General features: G+C 52.4%; 11 protein-coding genes. 3 read left to right on the top strand and 8 right to left on the bottom strand.

Going from position 1 to position 18600, the window contains the following annotated elements; genetic code table 11:
* Positions 1 to 144 precede the first annotated feature (144 nt).
* Entirely contained in the window at positions 145 to 1392 is a 1248-nt protein-coding gene (locus OGY68_RS21985) for a SulP family inorganic anion transporter (protein WP_057066403.1), read from the top strand.
* Here the strand turns inward: OGY68_RS21985 and mgtE are convergent.
* The 6 genes from mgtE to OGY68_RS21955 all read right to left on the bottom strand — a co-directional run bounded on the left by mgtE (position 1355) and on the right by OGY68_RS21955 (position 8677).
* Positions 1355 to 2791, bottom strand: a complete 1437-nt coding sequence (gene mgtE, locus OGY68_RS21980; RefSeq protein WP_057066402.1) for a magnesium transporter — start codon at positions 2789 to 2791, stop codon at positions 1355 to 1357. The two genes, OGY68_RS21985 and mgtE, sit on opposite strands and share 38 nt — an antisense overlap.
* A gap of 105 nt (positions 2792 to 2896) precedes the next feature.
* A complete protein-coding gene (locus OGY68_RS21975) occupies positions 2897 to 4540 on the bottom strand; it encodes a multidrug ABC transporter permease/ATP-binding protein (RefSeq protein ID WP_003834645.1) in 1644 nt (547 codons plus the stop codon).
* A gap of 75 nt (positions 4541 to 4615) precedes the next feature.
* Positions 4616 to 5266, bottom strand: coding sequence for a DNA oxidative demethylase AlkB (gene alkB / locus OGY68_RS21970; RefSeq protein ID WP_057066401.1), 651 nt, complete (start codon positions 5264 to 5266; stop codon positions 4616 to 4618).
* A complete protein-coding gene (ada, locus tag OGY68_RS21965) occupies positions 5266 to 6330 on the bottom strand; it encodes a bifunctional DNA-binding transcriptional regulator/O6-methylguanine-DNA methyltransferase Ada (protein ID WP_057066400.1) in 1065 nt (354 codons plus the stop codon). The genes alkB and ada overlap by 1 nt, the downstream gene beginning before the upstream one ends.
* A gap of 79 nt (positions 6331 to 6409) precedes the next feature.
* Complete coding sequence (gene apbE, locus OGY68_RS21960) at positions 6410 to 7462, bottom strand: FAD:protein FMN transferase ApbE (RefSeq protein WP_057066399.1); 1053 nt, start codon at positions 7460 to 7462, stop codon at positions 6410 to 6412.
* A 114-nt stretch (positions 7463 to 7576) separates the two neighbouring features.
* A complete protein-coding gene (locus OGY68_RS21955) occupies positions 7577 to 8677 on the bottom strand; it encodes a porin OmpC (protein WP_057066398.1) in 1101 nt (366 codons plus the stop codon).
* A gap of 737 nt (positions 8678 to 9414) precedes the next feature.
* Here OGY68_RS21955 and rcsD point away from each other — a divergent pair.
* The gene (rcsD, locus tag OGY68_RS21950) at positions 9415 to 12084 is read left to right on the top strand and encodes a phosphotransferase RcsD (RefSeq protein WP_057066397.1); all 2670 of its coding nucleotides are present in this window, start codon (positions 9415 to 9417) and stop codon (positions 12082 to 12084) included.
* Between the two features lie 16 nt (positions 12085 to 12100).
* A complete protein-coding gene (gene rcsB, locus OGY68_RS21945; protein ID WP_003027592.1) occupies positions 12101 to 12751 on the top strand; it encodes a response regulator transcription factor RcsB in 651 nt (216 codons plus the stop codon).
* A gap of 118 nt (positions 12752 to 12869) precedes the next feature.
* Here the strand turns inward: rcsB and rcsC are convergent, their stop codons facing one another.
* Entirely contained in the window at positions 12870 to 15716 is a 2847-nt protein-coding gene (rcsC, locus tag OGY68_RS21940) for a two-component system sensor histidine kinase RcsC (RefSeq protein WP_008785313.1), read from the bottom strand.
* 121 nt (positions 15717 to 15837) lie between these two features.
* Positions 15838 to 18477: a DNA topoisomerase (ATP-hydrolyzing) subunit A gene (gene gyrA, locus OGY68_RS21935; RefSeq protein WP_258735469.1), complete on the bottom strand. Its 2640-nt coding sequence runs from the start codon at positions 18475 to 18477 to the stop codon at positions 15838 to 15840.
* Between the last annotated feature and the right edge of the window lie 123 nt (positions 18478 to 18600).

Here is an 18600-nt window from a genome sequence, read left to right as displayed (position 1 = left end):
TTAATACGTTGATAATTTATGCGGTTATTGACAATCATTTCTGGAAACCGGTCCATCTGACGGGTACTATGCTGCGCTTTGCTATTCACCGCACGGATGCCTGTCGGTCTGCTGTATCAGGCCATTTCTGACCTGAGTGTAACTATGTCTGCAACTCAACATTCCTCTGCCGCAGTCGCTGAACACGCGACCCGTGCCGTGCTCCGCCAACCCCGTCTGCTGGTTCGCGAAACGCTGGCCGGTGTGGTAACCGCCCTGGCGCTGATCCCGGAAGTAATCTCGTTTTCCGTGATCGCAGGCGTTGATCCTAAAGTCAGTTTGATCGCCTCCGTCGTACTGTGCCTGGCGATGTCTTTTTTAGGCGGTCGTCCCGCAATGGTTACCGCCGCTGCAGGATCGGTCGCGCTGGTGATTGGTCCGATGGTGCATCAACACGGCGTGCAATACATCCTGCCTGCAGTGGTGCTGGCCGGGATGATTCAGATCCTGTTTGGTGTATTGGGAATGGCACGTCTGATGCGATTCATCCCTACGGCCGTGATGACCGGCTTTGTTAACGCGCTGGGTATATTGATTTTCTTTGCCCAGGTCCCGCATTTCTGGGGCAAAAGCCCGCTCATCTGGGGGTTGTTTGTCCTGACGCTGCTGATTGTGCTGTGGGTTCCGCGGTTTATTAAACCAATTCCCGCACCGCTTATCGCCATCGTGCTGCTAACCGTGTTCACTGTCACCAGCGGGCAACTGTTACCGACCGTCGGTGATGAAGGTTCAATGAGCGGCGGCCTGCCGGGTTTCACCCAGTTGTTGGTTCCGCTCAACCTGCAAACGCTGGCGATTATCTGGCCCTGCGCGCTAAGTATCGCTTTTGTTGGTTTGATGGAGTCGCTGTTAACCGCCCGTCTGGTGGATGACCTGACGGTTACGCCGTCGAATAAAAATCGCGAGAGTGCCGGGCTGGGGATAGCCAATATTCTGGCCGGATTTTATGGCGGCATCGCCGGGTGCGCGATGATTGGTCAAACCATCGTTAACGTCGAGATGGGCAAAGGACGCAGCCGCGTCTCGACGGTTGCCGCCGGACTGGTATTACTCCTGTTAGTCACAGGGTTAAGCGAAGTGATGGCAGAAATACCCATGTCGGTGCTGGCAGGTATTATGGTAATTGTGGCGGTAAAAACCTTCAGTTGGCACAGCATCCAGCCCGCCACGCTGACGAAACTCCCCGTCACTGAAACGCTGGTGATGCTGGTGACCGTCGCTGCCACGGTTTCTACCGGCAACCTGGCGATTGGCGTGGTTGCCGGGGTGATAACGATGCTCATTCTACCGCGTATCGTCAGACGCAAACGGGCGACTACATCAGAAACAGCGTTGCCAGACCGAGAAAAATAAAGAAACCACCAGTATCAGTGATAGCGGTTATCATGACGCTCGAGCCGACCGCCGGGTCGCGCCCGAGCTTCACCATCGTCATCGGAATGATAACCCCCATCAACGCCGCCATCAGCAGATTGAGCATCATCGCCAGAGTCATCACACCACCGAGCGCCATATCATCGTACAGCCACCAGGTAATGCCACCCATAATCCCGCCCCACACGAGGCCGTTGATTAGCGCCACGCCCATCTCGCGCAGGATGAGAAACGTCAGGTTCCCCGGCTGAATATTTTGCAGCGCCAGCGCGCGGACGATCATAGTGATAGTTTGATTCCCGGTATTGCCGCCGATACCCGCCACAATCGGCATCAACGAGGCCAGCGCCACCAGTTGCGAAATCGTATGTTCAAAGCCGTCGATCACCCGCGAGGCGATAAAGGCGGTACAGAGGTTAACGGCCAACCACGCCCAGCGGGTTTTTACCGCTTTGGTAACAGGCGCAAACACGTCCTCTTCAGCGCTTAAGCCCCCCATTCGACGCAGATCGGTGTCGGTTTCTTCATAAACCACATCAACGATCTCATCAATGGTTAAGCGGCCCATCAGTTTACCGGAAAGGTCAACCACCGCGGCACTGACAAGGTTGTCGCGTTCGAAGGTACGCGCAGCGTTTTCGGCGATATCTTCAGGAGAAAAGGTGAGCGGGTCATCTTCCATCACCTCGCTGACTTTTCGCTGCACATCATTGAGTAAAATGCAGGTTAGCGTCAGTTCGCCAACCAGCACTTTATTGCGATCGGTCACGAAAAGTTTATCGGTGTTTTCCGGCATTTTTCCCAGCCGCCGCAGATAGCGTTGCACCACTTCCAGCGTCACGTCCGGACGCACGGTGATGACCTCGAACTCCATGATCGCGCCGACGCTATTTTTCTCGTAGTGCAGCACCTGGCGGACGCGCGTCCTCTCCTCTGCCGGTAACGTCGCCAGCAGACGACCGGTAAGGTTACGAGGCAAATGCTGCACCAGGTAAATCTGTTCATCGATATCGAGATATTGCAGCGCATCCAGCAGCTCGCGGTCGCTCATCTCATCGATCAGGTCGTCCCAGACGTTTTCAGACGCCTCAAGCAAGACGTTACCGCGCTTTTCATTTTCGACCAGTCGCCACAGGGCGTGGCGCTCTTCAGAGGGCAAAGCTTCGAGGGTATCGGCGAGGTCAGGCGGTGGCAGGTGGGCCACCAGCGCCCCTACCTCAGCAATATCGTCGGCTAACGTACCGACGTCATATTGCTCAGCCAGGGTAAGCTTGCCCAACAGCGTTGAAATAATGGCTTTATCAGTGGTCAGCAGCCAGATGAGGCGCGCACGCTCTTCATCACGCAGTCTGGCGCTGTTTTTGTTTATTACGGACATTAATCATAAATCCATGATATGAAATATCATTAATCATGATGCCGATTTATGTAAATAACAATAAACAGTGCCGCCGGGTGGCTAAAAAACCGGCGGCACGATGGATCAGGCTGTGCGAGCCACCGCGTCGCGCGAGGCGGCGTCACGTTCATCGCCCAACAGTTCACTCAACTGTCCGTTACGCATTTCCAGTAGACGATCGGCGTGAATAAAATAGTGATCGTCGTGGCTGATGGCGAAAATGGTTTTCCCCATTTCCTGCATCAAAGGCAATAGCACCTGATAGAACTCCCGGCGGAAATGGGGATCCTGATCGGCGGCCCATTCGTCCAGCAGAATGATGTCGCGCTCCTCCGCCAGGGCCAGCAGCAGCGCCACGCGTTTCTTCTGCCCTTTCGACAGCTTCAGATTGAGGATACGACCATCGCTCAGCTCCAGCTTATGACCCATCTTCAGATGTTCCAGCCACTTCGCGACCAGCTGCGGATTAGCCTCTTTACCTTCCGGCCCCAGCAGTTTGTCGAACAGCCAGACGTCGGTAAACACGGCGGAGAAGAGCTTGCGGTAGTCTTCCGGTTTTTCAACGGCAACGGCCTTACCATCAAGCAATATTTCGCCTGACTGCGGCTGGTACAGACCGGTCAGTAACATCGCCAGCGTAGATTTCCCGCTACCGTTACCGCCAATCAGAAAGATCAGTTCACCGCGATGAATCGTCAGATTCACCGGCCCTACGGAAAACGCATTATCCTGATAGTGGAAAACCACGTTGCGCAGCTCCAGCGTTTGCCAGTTGGGAAACGCGGTTGGGCGTGGGAATTCGGCCTTAAAAGGTGCCAGTGCGAATTTATTCAGCTTGTTGAACGCCACCTGCGCGGTAAGCAGCGTCGGCAGTGCGCCAACGGCAGAAAGCAACGGTGTTCGCAGGAATAACAGCGTCAGAGAATAGGTCGCTGCCACGGCGGTATCAGCCCATCCCAGACTGTTAGCCATCCAGAACACCAGGCCAATGGCACCCAGCATCATAATGTTCGACCAGTTAACCGCGCTCAGGTGGAAGGTATCGGCACGGATAATATGGTGGCGATACTCTTTGGCATCCGGGACGTACATCTGATTAAAGATATGCTCGGCGCGCTCGCGGTTAAGCGTCAGCTCTTTGCGCCCTTCCAGCACCGTCTGATAATCGTTGTACAACTTGTCTTCAGTTTCGCGCAAGGTGGCCATGTGTTTATACACCCGCGCCACCAGCACAAATCCGCCCCAGATGGTGATTGCCATCCAGATTGCCGTTACCAGTAGCATTTTGGTCGACAGCATCGCCAGATACGCCGCCGATCCTATGGTCAGGATAATCCCCTGCACCAGCTCAGGCAGACGAACAAAGGCGATGGTGATGTTGCGGATATCACTGGTTAAACCGGCCAGCAACGAGGCGCTGCCAAGCTGTTCAATACGCTCAACGTGAGTATCCAGAATTCGTTTGATAAATTCGCTACGCAGGCGGTAGACAAAGTGGTGACCCAGCGTGGTCAACGCCAGCTGAGAACCGAGGGTGACAACCATCAACAACAGCAGCAGGCCAAGAAACTCCGGTAGCACCATCAGCGTGGTGTCGACCGTTTCGATCAAGCGCTGGTTGATAAACGCAATCAGCCCAATCCCCAACGCGGCGCTGGCGAGGCTGAGCGCCATCACGCTGATAAATGGCCAGCGATACTGCCGCCAGACAAGAAGTAAAAGTTCCATGCAAACAACCCGGACAAGTAATAACAGCCCGCAGTTTAAACATCTCTTCGTCGACAGCAATAATAATTCTTATTTTTATTCTTTTTTACCTGCATGGCGAAAAGTCAGATTGTAACGACAGTCTCCGGTCAACGGATGATAGCCCGTCTTAAGCGGCTGGATCCCATGATAAAACAGCCGCGAATTACCGCCCCATACCACGACATCGCCATGTTCCAGCAGCAAACGCTTTAAAGGGTCATTACGGCGCAATCCGCCAAATTGAAAGATGGCTGGCAGCCCCAGCGATACAGAGACAATCGGCGCCAGCAGGTCGGGCTCGTCTTTATCCTGATGTAAGGACAGTTTTGCCCCTGGCGTGTAGCGGTTAATCAGGCAGGCATCGGGTTGAAAATCAGCATAGCCCGCCGCCGTCGCCGCCTGTTGGCACAGATCAGCGAACGCATCCGGTAGCGGCGGCCAGCACGTGCCGGTGAGTGGATCAAACGGAGAATAAAGATAGCCATGCTGATCCGTCGTCCAGCCCAGATGGCCGCAGTTGGTCATCGCCACCGACATCGTATAGCCGCCGGGCGTCACCATCTGGCGAAACGGCGACTGTCTGGCGACAGCCGCTATTGCCTGAAGTAAAGTGGGCGCGGAGTCAAAAGCGAAACGTCGCAGAATAACCGCACCTGACGCCAGCGGTTCCTGCCAGGGTTTAGCATCCGCAAAGAGATCGAGCATTATGTTTCCTCGCCAGTAGTTTCCCGTTGCAGTAACTGCGCCTTGCGCGCAATACCCCATCGGTAGCCCGAAAGTGCGCCATCGCCACGGATCACCCGGTGACACGGGATAACAATCGCTAGTTTGTTGGCCCCACAGGCACTGGCCACCGCGCGCACCGCCTTCGGTTTGCCGATGGCGCTGGCCAGCTGTTGGTAGCTCACTGTTTCGCCGCACGGAATTGCGCGCAGCGCCTGCCACACCTGCTGCTGAAATGCGGTGCCCCGAATATCCAGGGGTAGCGATAGCGATGCGTCACGCGAGTTGATCGCAACGATCACTTCACGCACGCGCTGCTGAAAATTGGCATCTGCAGGAACATCCTGCGCGGCGGGAAACAGCGCATGAAGATCCGCAACCAACGTAGCGTCATCATCGCCAAGCAAGATCGCGCAGATACCCCGCTCGCTTTCCGCCACCAGACAACGGCCCAGAGCGCAATCTGCGAGGGTATAGCGTACAGAAACGTTGTCGCCACCTTTACGAAATTGCTTTGCCGTCATGCCTAATGCTTGATCGGCTTTGCGGTAGTAGCTGCTGCTGTCGGGGAATCCGGCGTTGAGAATCGCCTGTGTAACCGAAACACCTTTCGCCAGGGCATCGCGCAGACGGCGAGCACGCCATGATTGTTGCCACACTTTCGGGGTCATGCCCGTCGTGGCTTTGAACAGACGATGCAAGTGATACGGGCTCATTGCCACCTGCTGTGCCAGCTCGTCCAACGTAAGAGGTGACTCTTGCTCCAACAACTGACAGGCGCGGGCAATTTTATCCAGCCGATGCTGTTGCGCGCTGTCTTTATCCGGCTGGCAGCGCTTACAGGGGCGAAACCCGGCATCCTGTGCCTGCTGGGCATCGGCGAAAAAACGGACATTTTTGCGCAGCGCATGTTTTGCCCGACAGGACGGACGGCAGAAAACACCGGTGGTCTGGACGGCAAAAACAAACTGACCGTCGGCATCAACGTCGCGATCCACAACGGACTGCCAACGGTCATCGTCAGTGATGCGTAAACGATTTTTCATTTTGGACTCCTTTGTTAAGCATAGCGCTTAGCCTCAGTGTGTCCCCATCGTCGGGCATAAAAACCCGCAATCTTGCTTTTTAATTTTTTTCGCTGACCAGAAAGCTATTAAACTGCGGCGACATCCAGGTTTTAAACCCCTCACCCTCTTTCACAATCATATAGACCGCCAGCCCTTCACGACGCACGACTTCTTTGGCCTTTTCCGGGCCGAGCACCATCAATCCGGTATCCCAGCCATCGGCTTCCAGCGCCGTTGGCGCAATCACCGTTACAGACACCAGATTATGTTCGATCGGGCGACCGGTTTGCGGGTCGATAACATGGGAAAGGCGCTTACCGTCCAGCTCATAATAGTTCCGGTAGCTGCCGGAGGTGCTAATGCCGTGCCCGTTAATGTCGACAATCGCCTGCACCGCGTTTTCACGATCGGTGGGTTTCTGGATTGCCACTCGCCACGGATGCCCTTCAGCATTCATTCCCCTGCTGTTCAGCGCACCACCAACGGAAACCAGATAACGGGAGATCCCCTCTTGCTCCATCAATCGAGCCAGATGATCGGCGGCGTACCCTTCACCAACGGTCGAGAGATCAACATACAGATCCGGCAAGTCTTTTTGCAGGTAGTTCTGATGCGCTTCATTCACAACTTTCAGATGAGAAAGCCCGGTTTGCGCTTTTGCAGCGTCAATTTGCGCTTGGGTGGGAATATGCAACGACTGCTGATCCGGGCCAAAGCCCCACAGGTTGACTAACGGCCCCACGGTGATATCCATGGCCCCATCGGTTTTTGCACCAATGCGTAGCGCCGAAGTCACGATATCCGCCATGGCGTCGTTAACCGGCCACGGCGACAGGCTTTTCGACAGGTTAAAGCGCATTAACGCAGAATCGTTTTTATAGGTGGAGAGCAGTTGATCATCGGCATCAAGCTGAGTCTGGATCTTGGCCTGCAGTTCCCTGGCGCGTTTGGCATCTACGCCTACCACACTGACCCGCCAGAAAGTGCCCATCGTTTTACCTTCCAGAACCGTGGCAGGAATTGTGGTCTGAGCAGGTTTCGGGGCCTCATCGCACCCGACAAAAAAGATCGTCACAGCCAGCAGTGCTGCGCGATAAAAATTCATTTCCATACGTAATTATCCTCATGCGAACGGGCGCAAGAGTACACCAAAAATCGTTGTTTGTACGGCGAAAAAACGGCATTAAAAAAGGCCCCGCAGGGCCTTTGATAGACATAATGTAGATTAGAACTGGTAAACCAGGCCCAGTGCTACGATGTCATCGGTGCTGATGCCAGCATCACGAGTGAACTGGTTGTCATCCAGCAGGTTGATTTTGTAATCAACATAGGTGGACATGTTTTTGTTGAAGTAGTAGGTCGCGCCAACATCAACATATTTCAGGATATCTTCGTCGCCATAGCCGCGGCCCAGGTCTTTACCTTTGGACTGCAGGTAAGCCACGGACGGACGCAGACCGAAGTCGAACTGGTACTGCGCAACAGCTTCGAAGTTCTGTGCTTTGTTAGCCCAGCCCAGAGAGCCCGCACGCGTTGCGTTGTAGGTCTGGGTGTACTGTGCTGCCAGGTACACGTTGTTCGCGTCGTATTTCAGACCACCAGTGTAGGTTTCAGCACGGTCGCCAGTACCGAAGTTCAAACGGTTCTGCTCGTCAGTACGTTTGGAGCTGGTGACAGCAGTACCCAGCGCGAAGCCTTCACCGATATCATAAGTGATTGATCCACCAACGCCGTCGCCATTCTGACGCAGTGCATCACGACCGTTGCCGGTCACACCAGTCATACCTTCGCCTTCCGGGCTACCGTTTTTACCCTGGTACTGCAGGGCAAAGTTCAGGCCATCAACCAGACCGAAGAAGTCGGTGTTACGGTAGGTCGCGAAGCCGTTACCACGCTGCTGCATGAAGTTGTCAGAACCGTAGGTGTCGCCGCCGAATTCTGGCAGAACGTCGGTCCAGGACGTTACGTCGTAAACTACGCCGTAGTTACGACCGTAGTCGAAAGAGCCTACGTCAGCGAATTTCAGACCCGCAAACGCCACACGAGTCCAGGAGTTGTTCTCAGACTCAGGCGCGTTACCCTGAATCTGGTATTCCCACTGGCCGTAACCGGTCAGTTGGTCGTTAACCTGAGTTTCGCCTTTGAAGCCGATACGCATATAGGTCTGATCACCATCTTTAGAAGAGTCATCAGAGAAATAGTGCAGACCGTCGACTTTACCGTACAGATCTAATTTGTTGCCGTCTTTGTTATAAATTTCAGCCGCATTCGCTGCGCCTGCTACCAGCAGTGCTGGTACCAGGAGGGACAGTACTTTAACTTTCATGTTATTAACCCTCTGTTATATGCCTTTATTGCTTTTTTATGCCACTGCATACTGATTAAGGTCATTAACCAGTCGGCAACTTCATTCTCCGCAAAAACACAGAATAATCCAACACGAATATGATACTAAAACTTTTAAGGTGTTTCATTTGTCGGCATAGATGTTTCAAAATATTAATATGAGGGAACTTTTTTAAAATCAAAAAACAGGCAAAATAAGCACAAATAATCAAGAATCATTTTAATTTCCTTTAAAATCAACTCATTACACAAAAGCACCTTATAGCACTGAATGACAAAACAAAATCTTCACTCGCAACTAAAATAGACCCGCTATCATCATTAACTTTATTTATTACCGTCATTCATTTATGAATGTCTGTTTACCCCTATTTCAGCCGAATGCTCTGCGTTCGGTTTTTTTTTACCCTTCTTTACACAAAACTTACCTTTCCGTGCTACCGATGCAAAACTATAACGACTATTAACTATCTCGGGTGTCACGATCAGATATAAGTTTGATAAATAATTTCTTGTTATTTAATGCTAAATGTATACATTCCGTACGAATATTTGTACCCGCCTTTATCTTCTGTACACCTTTGCATCGTAATGGCTGCAACAAAATCAGGCGCAAAGAATGGAGGCCAGGCGGCGTGGTGTAAGTGTGGTAATTCATACATTACCCTTTATACTGCCCTTTCATCTTTCGCGTCGTTTAACAGGTCATAAACACGAATGAGTCAGTCTGACACAACGGTTTCCACCCGATTCTCCCTGTTGCCAGGAAGTATTACCCGTTTCTTCTTATTACTGATCGTTGTGCTGTTGGTGATGATGGGTGTTATGGTCCAGAGCGCCGTCAACACCTGGTTAAAAGATAAGAGCTATCAGATTGTTGATATTACCCATGCCATTCATAAAAGGGTCGATACCTGGCGATACGTGACCTGGCAAATCTATGACAATATTGCCGCTACAACCAGTTCACCAGGCGCAGATGGGCTACAGGAAACGCGTCTGAAACAAGATATCTATTATCTTGAGAAACCCCGCAGAAAGACCGAGGCGCTGATTTTTGGCTCGCATGACAGTTCTACACTGGAAATGACCCAGCGCATTTCAACGTATCTGGACACGTTGTGGGGCGCAGAGAATGTCCCATGGTCAATGTATTACCTGAATGGTCAGGATAACAGCCTGATCCTAATCTCAACGTTACCACTGAAAGATCTGACCTCCGGTTTTAAAGAATCGACGATTGGGAATATTGTCGATTCCCGGCGAGCTGAGATGCTGCAACAGGCTAATGCGCTAGATGAACGTGAAAGCTTCTCTTCACTGCGCCGTCTGGCCTGGCAGAACGGGCATTACTTCACGCTACGCACGACCTTTAATCAGCCAGGACATCTGGCAACGGTTGTCGCCTTTGACCTGCCGATTAATGACTTGATCCCGCCCGGTATGCCGCTGGACAGTTTCCATCTGGAACCTGATGCCACCTCAACGACCGAGCACCTGAATGAAAAAGAGTCGCCTGACAGCGTCAGCATTAATTTCAACAACAGTAAAATTGAGATCTCTTCGGCGCTAAACTCAACGGATATGCGGCTGGTGTGGCAGGTTCCGTTTGGCTCATTGCTACTCGACACATTGCAAAGCATTCTGCTACCGCTTTTGCTGAACATTGCGTTACTGGCTCTGGCGCTGTTTGGCTATACCACCTTTCGCCACCTCCCTGCCCGTTCCACCCAGGTGGCGCCAAACCTTGCGGCAAATAATGAGCTGCGCGTTCTGCGCGCAATCAATGAAGAGATTGTTTCCCTTCTGCCGCTGGGATTACTGGTACACGATCAGGAAGCAAACCGCACGGTTATCAGCAATAAAATTGCCGACCACCTGCTGCCACATTTAAATCTGCAAAACATTACCAATATGGCAGAGCAGCATCAGGGAGTGATTCAGGCCACCATCAATAATGAACTGTATGAGATCAGACTGTTTCGCAGCCAGATCTCCCCGAGAACGCAGATCTTTATCATTCGTGACCAGGACCGCGAGGTGCTGGTCAATAAGAAGCTGAAACAAGCACAGCGGCTGTATGAGAAAAACCAGCAGGCCCGCGCGGCCTTTATGCAGAATATTGGCAGCGCGCTGAAAGACCCCGCGAAAACGCTGGCTGCTAATGCCGCCGCGCTCAATACACCAGACAGCCAGAAACTGGCCAATCAGGCCGACGTTCTGGTGCGAATGGTGGACGAAATCCAGCTAGCCAACCTGCTGGAGAACGATGCCTGGAAAGGTGAATCCACACTGTTTTCCGTGCAGGCATTAATTGACGACGTGGTTCCGGAGGTTCTACCGGCTATTAAGCGTAAAGGGCTGCAGTTACTGATTAAAAATCACCTAAGCGCCCATGACGAACGCCGTGGCGATCGCGATGCCTTGCGCCGTATTTTGCTGCTGTTGATCCAATATGCGGTAACTACCACTCAGATTGGTAAAATCACGCTGGAAGTCGACCAGGATGAGTCGGAGGCCGAACGCCTGACCTTCCGCATTCTGGATACCGGGGAAGGCGTCACATTAAATGAAGTTGATAATCTCCATTTCCCATTCATTAATGACACGCAGGGCGATCGATACGGCAAGGCCAACCCGCTGACGTTCTGGTTGTGCGATCAGTTAGCCCGTAAGCTTGGCGGACACCTGAATATCAAAGCGCGGGAAGAACTTGGAACACGTTACATCGTCCATGTTAAAATGCCGCTGCACGATCAACATGCTGACAGTGAAGAGCGCCTGTTGGATGACGTCTGCGTAATGGTTGATGTCACCTCTAATGACGTACGGAGCATTGTATTACGTCAACTGGAAAACTGGGGAGCAACCTGCATCACGCCCGACGAACGGTTGAATAGTCAAGAATATGATCTCTTTTTAACAGATAATCCGTCTAATCTTACTGCCTCGGGCTTGCTTTTAAGCGATGATGAGTCTGGCGTACGGAAAATTGGCCCCGGCCAACTGCGCGTCAACTTTAATATGAGCAATGCTATGCAGGAAGCTGTCCTTGAGCTAATTGAAGAGCAGCTGGCACAAGAAGAGTTCCAGGAACTCCCCCTCGGCGGAGATGAAAACGTCGAACTTCATGCCAGTGGTTACTACGCTCTCTTTGTAGACACAGTACCGGATGATGTTAAGAGGTTGTATACTGAGGCGGCTATCAGCGATTTCGCTGCATTAGCCCAAACGGCCCATCGCCTGAAAGGCGTGTTTGCCATGCTTAATCTGGTACCCGGCAAGCAGTTATGTGAAGCGCTGGAACATCTTATTCAAGAGAAAGATGCTCCAGGTATAGAAAAATACATCAGCGACATTGACGCATACGTCAAGAGCTTGCTGTAGCAAGGTAGCCCAATACATGAACACTATGAACGTAATTATTGCCGATGACCACCCGATTGTACTGTTCGGTATTCGTAAATCACTTGAACAGATCGAGTGGGTAAATGTTGTCGGCGAATTTGAAGACTCCACAGCACTGATCAACAATTTGCCTAAGTTAGATGCTCATGTGTTGATTACCGACCTCTCCATGCCGGGAGATAAATACGGTGATGGGATCACGTTAATTAAATACATCAAGCGCCATTTCCCGAGCCTGTCGATTATCGTTCTGACCATGAACAACAATCCGGCTATCCTGAGCGCGGTACTGGATCTCGATATTGAAGGGATCGTACTGAAGCAAGGTGCGCCTACCGACCTGCCAAAAGCGCTGGCCGCGCTGCAGAAAGGTAAGAAATTTACCCCAGAAAGCGTGTCTCGTCTGCTGGAGAAAATCAGCGCCAGCGGCTATGGCGACAAACGTCTGTCACCGAAAGAGAGTGAAGTTCTGCGCTTGTTTGCCGAAGGTTTCCTGGTTACTGAGATCGCCAAAAAGCTCAACCGCAGCATTAAAACCATCAGCAGCCAGAAAAAATCGGCAATGATGAAGCTTGGTGTGGAAAACGATATCGCACTGCTGAATTACCTCTCCTCCGTGACGCTGAGTCCGTCAGACAAAGAGTAATTCTTTATCACGTCAAAATGCCTGATGGCGCTGCTTTTATCAGGCCTACGAACACACAGCATCGTGCACGTTTCGTAGGCCGGATAAGACTAACGCCGCCATCCGGCTCTTTTATCCCCTATCCCCGCGTTTTTCTCACTCTTTCCGCATAGACCGCCAGCGTTTGCTTCAATACGTCTAAGGTCACCGGCTTGGACAGACAGCTATCCATACCTGATTCCAGACAACGCTGCTTCTCTTCGGCAAGCGCGTTTGCCGTTACCCCCACAACAGGCAGCGTTAACCCTAGCTGGCGGATACGCTGCGTCAGGCGATAACCATCCATATTTGGCATGTTGACGTCACTCAGCACGATATCGATATGGTTTTTGCTGAGTACATTGAGCGCATCCACACCGTCATTCGCCGTTTTACACTGATATCCCAACGATCCCAGCTGATCGGCCAGTAAGCGCCGGTTGATAGGGTGATCGTCAACAACCAGGATCATCATGTCATCATTCGTCGCACCGGCTTTATCCGGGGCTGGCAGCGCCGTGGAGAGATCTTCACTCCCCAGCTCTACGCTATAGATATGCGCCAACAGCGCAGGCAGTTCGTGCGGTGACGCAACGCTGTGTACCCATTCTCCAGGCTCTCGTTCCAGCGGAATGCCAATATGGCGGCGGCAGAAAATTACCGCTGCCCGTCCCTGCCAGGCCTGTTCCAGCACATCGTCAGCCACCAGCAGGTCATCCGCATCGGGTTGTTGTCCCTCATATCGCAGCACCGTCATCCCGTTACGCGTCAGGCTGGATTCGAGAAATTGGTACAGTGACGCATTGCGTACTGCCAGCCAGCAACGCGTGCCTGCCAATCCTTCTACCCCTTTTTTCAGCGGATACTGTGCGCCATAAAGCGGAATACGCAGCGTAAACTGACTCCCCATTCCCGGCTCGGAATCGACGGAAATATCTCCATCCATCATGCTGATCAATTTTTCACAAATCGCCAAACCGAGTCCCGTTCCCTGGAAATTACGCTGTACGCCAGTCCCCACCTGGAAGAAAGGATCGAACAACCGAACCACCTCTTTGGCAGGGATCCCTACACCGGTATCACGCACTCGAATGCTCAGGTAGTCGCCGCTGCACTGCACGTGCAGCACAATACAACCGGTATCGGTAAACTTGATTGCGTTACTCAGCAGATTAGAAATCACCTGTTGTAAACGCATCGGATCGCCATTCAGCGCCACGGGCACATCCGGGTCGATAAAGCAGTACAACCCCAACTGCTTGCGGACCACCAGCGGCAAATAGTTAGCCGTAATATGGTTCATGACTTCACGCGGTGAAAACTCTCGCGGCTCAATCTTCAGCTGTTCAGATTCAATTTTTGAGAAGTCGAGAATATCGCTGATAATTTTCAGCAGCAGGCTGGAAGAGTTATTCATCGCCGTTACCAGACGATCCACCCCACTCGGTAACTCTTTGGTTTGCAACAAATCAAGGTTTCCGATAATGCCATACAACGGTGTACGTAGCTCATGGCTCACCGTAGCAAGGAACATCGATTTGGACTGGCTGGCCTGTTCCGCCGCCTGCGCCATCTCCTGCAACGACTCTTCCATTTTAACGCGCGCACTGACATCAACCAGGACACAAATTGCCACATTTTCATTGCGATAGCGCGAGTGCACAAAGCTGATTTGCAGATTGGTATTGTTGCTGGTTAGCACATCAACAAAATTGACCTGTTGGCCGCAAATAATTTGCGTTAACCGCTGACGGTCTTCATGCGTCAGCATATTCAGATAGGTGTGCGCCAGTTCGTTACTCAGGATGTTAATCCCATCCATCGTGCGCAGAATACAAATACCCACCGGCGCAGAAGCTACGATTTTACGGTTAAACTGCTCATGTTCTTCCAGCCGCTGAGCATCGCTTTCCGCTGGAATAAAAATGCGCCGTTCATACATGCGCGTGAGCATAAACAATGCCGCGCCAACCAGCACGTTCAACAAGATAGCGTTCAGGATCATCATGCGGATCCGCTCCAGCACCAGATCGACCGGAACGGAATAAACGATGCTCAGGGAGGACGGAGGCAGATTCTTCTTCAATACCAGCTCGCGGAAACCCGGCGTGTAACCAAACCAGGAGCGTTCCTGCATCCAGTGGGGCTCAGCCTTAATATTCCCTTCAGGTCCAGTGAGCGAAATCAGCGCATGGCCATTTTCGTCGAGGATGGTCACGCCCATCGGTAAACTGCCCGGAGTGAAGAAATTCTCCATGCGAATAGGCTGCTCTACGCCCAACAGCGCCTGGAGGCGATTGGCGAGGTAAACCGGCGTCAGCGCATAGAAATACCCTACTCCCGGACGCGGCCCCTGGCTGATCCAGAACAGGTTGTTACCGTTTTCGTCTTGCGTAGCATTGCGATACTTAATAATGCGCTCATGCAGCGCCTTCAGGGCCTCGTCACGTTCGACGGGCATATCACGCAAGCCGAAATTGGCCATACAGAGGTTGTCGCTGCCGATCAGGAACACTCGATTTAAATCATAGGCGGCGGAAAAGTTGTCGCGCCAGTAGCGCATAAACCATGCCAGTGATTCCAGAGAACCTCGCCAGGCGTTGCCCATGACAGAACAGTCGGAGTCGGCAAACAGCGGCTCAAAATTAGGCACGACGGTTTTATCATCTCGCGCCCGCAGCGACATCACGCCGTTTTCTGCCGTTAAGCGATTCTCGGCAATATATTTCAGCTCTTTAATGACATCAGATGTGCGCTGAATGTAGCGCTGGGCCTGATCGGAGCTGAGATTAAGTTCCTGATGGATCTCAGACTCTCGCTGATGCAGCGCATTCACAATGTAGAACACGGAGGCGAACGCAATCAGACACCAGATAACGAGCGCCAACGCTCTGAACAGGTAGCGTGAAACTTTTAGGGTTGAATGAACGGAAGCAAGGTATTTCAAAGGGGCGAAGCTCCGCCTCAGGGCATTAATAGAGTGTGGTTAAGGTAGCGGTAAATGTCCGGCGTCGCAATGCCATTAAAAAAAGGGCCGGATTTCTCCGGCCCTTTTTATAGCGTCTTAATTACTCGTCAGCGTCATCCGCTGCTGCATCATCATCGCTTTCCGCTTCAGGTGCGATATCCTCGTCACCTTCAGCTGCACTTCCGTCGATGGAATCGAGCTCTTCATCATCAACCGGTTCAGCAACGCGTTGCAGACCCACGACGTTTTCGTCTTCCGCAGTACGGATAAGGATAACGCCCTGGGTATTACGCCCTACCACGCTGATTTCCGACACGCGAGTACGTACCAGCGTACCAGCGTCGGTGATCATCATGATCTGGTCGGTATCTTCAACCTGCACTGCGCCAACAACGGAACCGTTGCGCTCGGTAACCTTGATGGAGATAACGCCCTGGGTCGCACGAGACTTGGTCGGATACTCTTCCGCCGCCGTACGTTTACCGTAACCGTTCTGAGTAACGGTCAGGATCGCACCTTCACCGCGCGGAACGATCAGCGATACCACGCTATCTTTTTCCGCCAGCTTGATACCGCGTACACCGGTCGCGGTACGACCCATTGCACGGACAGCATCTTCTTTAAAGCGTACCACTTTACCTGCCGCAGAGAACAACATGACTTCGTCACTGCCGGATGTCAGATCTACACCAATCAGTTCGTCGCCTTCGTTCAGGTTAACCGCAATAATACCGGCAGAACGCGGACGGCTGAACTCAGTCAGCGCCGTTTTCTTCACGGTACCGCTGGCGGTTGCCATGAAGACGTTCACGCCCTCTTCGTACTCACGTACTGGCAGAATTGCGGTAATACGTTCGTTAGCTTCCAGCGGCAGCAGGTTGACGATTGGACGTCCACGTGCGCCACGGCTTGCTTCCGGCAACTGATAGACCTTCATCCAGTACAAACGACCACGGCTGGAGAAGCAGAGGATCGTGTCATGGGTGTTGGCCACCAGCAGGCGGTCAATAAAGTCTTCTTCTTTAATGCGTGCTGCTGATTTACCTTTACCGCCACGACGCTGCGCTTCGTAATCAGTTAACGGCTGATATTTCACGTAACCCTGATGAGACAAGGTTACGACAACATCTTCCTGGCTAATCAGATCTTCGATGTTGATGTCAGCGCTGTTCGCGGTGATTTCAGTACGACGAGCGTCACCGAACTGTTCACGAATCAGCTCCATCTCTTCACGGATAACTTCCATCAGACGATCGGCGCTGCCCAGAATGTGCAGCAGTTCAGCGATCTGTTCCAGCAGCTCTTTGTATTCGTCGAGCAGTTTTTCGTGCTCAAGGCCGGTCAGTTTCTGCAAACGCAGATCCAGAATAGCCTGGGCCTGCTGTTCAGTCAGATAGTACTGACCGTCACGCACGCCAAATTCCGGCTCCAGCCATTCAGGACGCGCGGCGTCATCACCGGCACGTTCCAGCATGGCGGAAACGTTGCCCAGTTCCCACGAACGCGCAACCAGCGCAGCTTTCGCTTCAGCCGGGGTCGGCGCGCGGCGGATCAGTTCGATGATCGGATCGATGTTCGCCAACGCAATCGCCAGCGCTTCAAGGATGTGCGCACGGTCGCGGGCTTTACGCAGTTCAAAGATAGTACGACGGGTAACGACTTCACGGCGGTGACGTACGAACGCGGCAATAATATCTTTCAGGTTCATGATCTTCGGCTGGCCATGGTGCAATGCAACCATGTTGATACCGAAGGAAACCTGCAGTTGGGTCTGGGAATAGAGGTTGTTCAGAACCACTTCCCCGACCGCATCACGTTTCACTTCAATCACGATGCGCATACCGTCTTTGTCAGACTCGTCACGCAGCGCGCTGATGCCTTCAACGCGTTTGTCTTTTACCAGCTCGGCGATTTTCTCAATCAGGCGCGCTTTGTTTACCTGATACGGAATTTCGTGAACGATGATGGTTTCGCGACCCGTTTTGGCATCCGCTTCGACTTCCGCGCGTGCGCGAATGTACACTTTGCCACGACCGGTACGGTAGGCTTCTTCGATACCACGACGACCGTTGATGATCGCGGCAGTCGGGAAGTCCGGACCCGGAATATGTTCCATCAGCCCTTCAATGCTGATGTCTTCATCGTCAATATATGCCAGACAGCCGTTGATCACTTCGGTCAGGTTGTGCGGCGGAATGTTGGTCGCCATACCTACCGCGATACCGGACGAACCGTTCACCAGCAGGTTAGGAATTTTGGTCGGCATGACGTCAGGAATTTGTTCGGTGCCGTCATAGTTGTCGACGAAATCAACCGTTTCTTTTTCCAGGTCAGCCATCAGCTCATGGGCGATTTTCGACATACGGATTTCCGTATAACGCATCGCCGCTGCGGAGTCGCCATCGACAGAACCAAAGTTACCCTGACCATCTACCAGCATGTAGCGCAAGGAGAATGGCTGCGCCATACGAACAATGGTGTTGTAAACGGCGGTATCACCATGAGGGTGGTATTTACCGATTACGTCACCAACGACACGGGCAGATTTTTTATAGGCTTTATTCCAGTCGTTGCCCAATACGTTCATGGCGTAAAGTACGCGACGGTGAACCGGTTTCAGGCCATCTCGGACGTCCGGCAGCGCACGGCCAACAATGACCGACATCGCATAATCCAGATAGGAGCTCTTCAGCTCTTCCTCAATGTTGACCGGTGTAATTTCTCTCGCAAGGTCGCTCATCTAACCGCTATCCCTCTACTGTATCCCGGATTCAAAGGTCGCAAATTATAACACATCCGTGCAGATTCAGGTAAATGGATTCCCCCTGACAGAGGCTTTATTCATCCCGTCAGGCTGATATAC

This window comes from Citrobacter sp. Cpo065 (genome assembly GCF_030332805.1).
Taxonomy (GTDB): domain Bacteria; phylum Pseudomonadota; class Gammaproteobacteria; order Enterobacterales; family Enterobacteriaceae; genus Citrobacter; species Citrobacter portucalensis.
This window is presented reverse-complemented; position numbering and strand designations above follow the sequence as displayed.

Bases quoted from the DNA above. Each gene is read 5' to 3' on its own strand.
- mgtE (WP_057066402.1), bottom strand. From the start codon at position 2,791: ATGTCCGTAATAAACAAAAACAGCGCCAGACTGCGTGATGAAGAGCGT.
- apbE (WP_057066399.1), bottom strand. From the start codon at position 7,462: ATGGAAATGAATTTTTATCGCGCAGCACTGCTGGCTGTGACGATCTTT.
- ada (WP_057066400.1), bottom strand. From the start codon at position 6,330: ATGAAAAATCGTTTACGCATCACTGACGATGACCGTTGGCAGTCCGTT.
- rcsB (WP_003027592.1), top strand. From the start codon at position 12,101: ATGAACACTATGAACGTAATTATTGCCGATGACCACCCGATTGTACTG.
- rcsD (WP_057066397.1), top strand. From the start codon at position 9,415: ATGAGTCAGTCTGACACAACGGTTTCCACCCGATTCTCCCTGTTGCCA.
- OGY68_RS21955 (WP_057066398.1), bottom strand. From the start codon at position 8,677: ATGAAAGTTAAAGTACTGTCCCTCCTGGTACCAGCACTGCTGGTAGCA.
- alkB (WP_057066401.1), bottom strand. From the start codon at position 5,266: ATGCTCGATCTCTTTGCGGATGCTAAACCCTGGCAGGAACCGCTGGCG.
- OGY68_RS21975 (WP_003834645.1), bottom strand. From the start codon at position 4,540: ATGGAACTTTTACTTCTTGTCTGGCGGCAGTATCGCTGGCCATTTATC.
- gyrA (WP_258735469.1), bottom strand. From the start codon at position 18,477: ATGAGCGACCTTGCGAGAGAAATTACACCGGTCAACATTGAGGAAGAG.
- OGY68_RS21985 (WP_057066403.1), top strand. From the start codon at position 145: ATGTCTGCAACTCAACATTCCTCTGCCGCAGTCGCTGAACACGCGACC.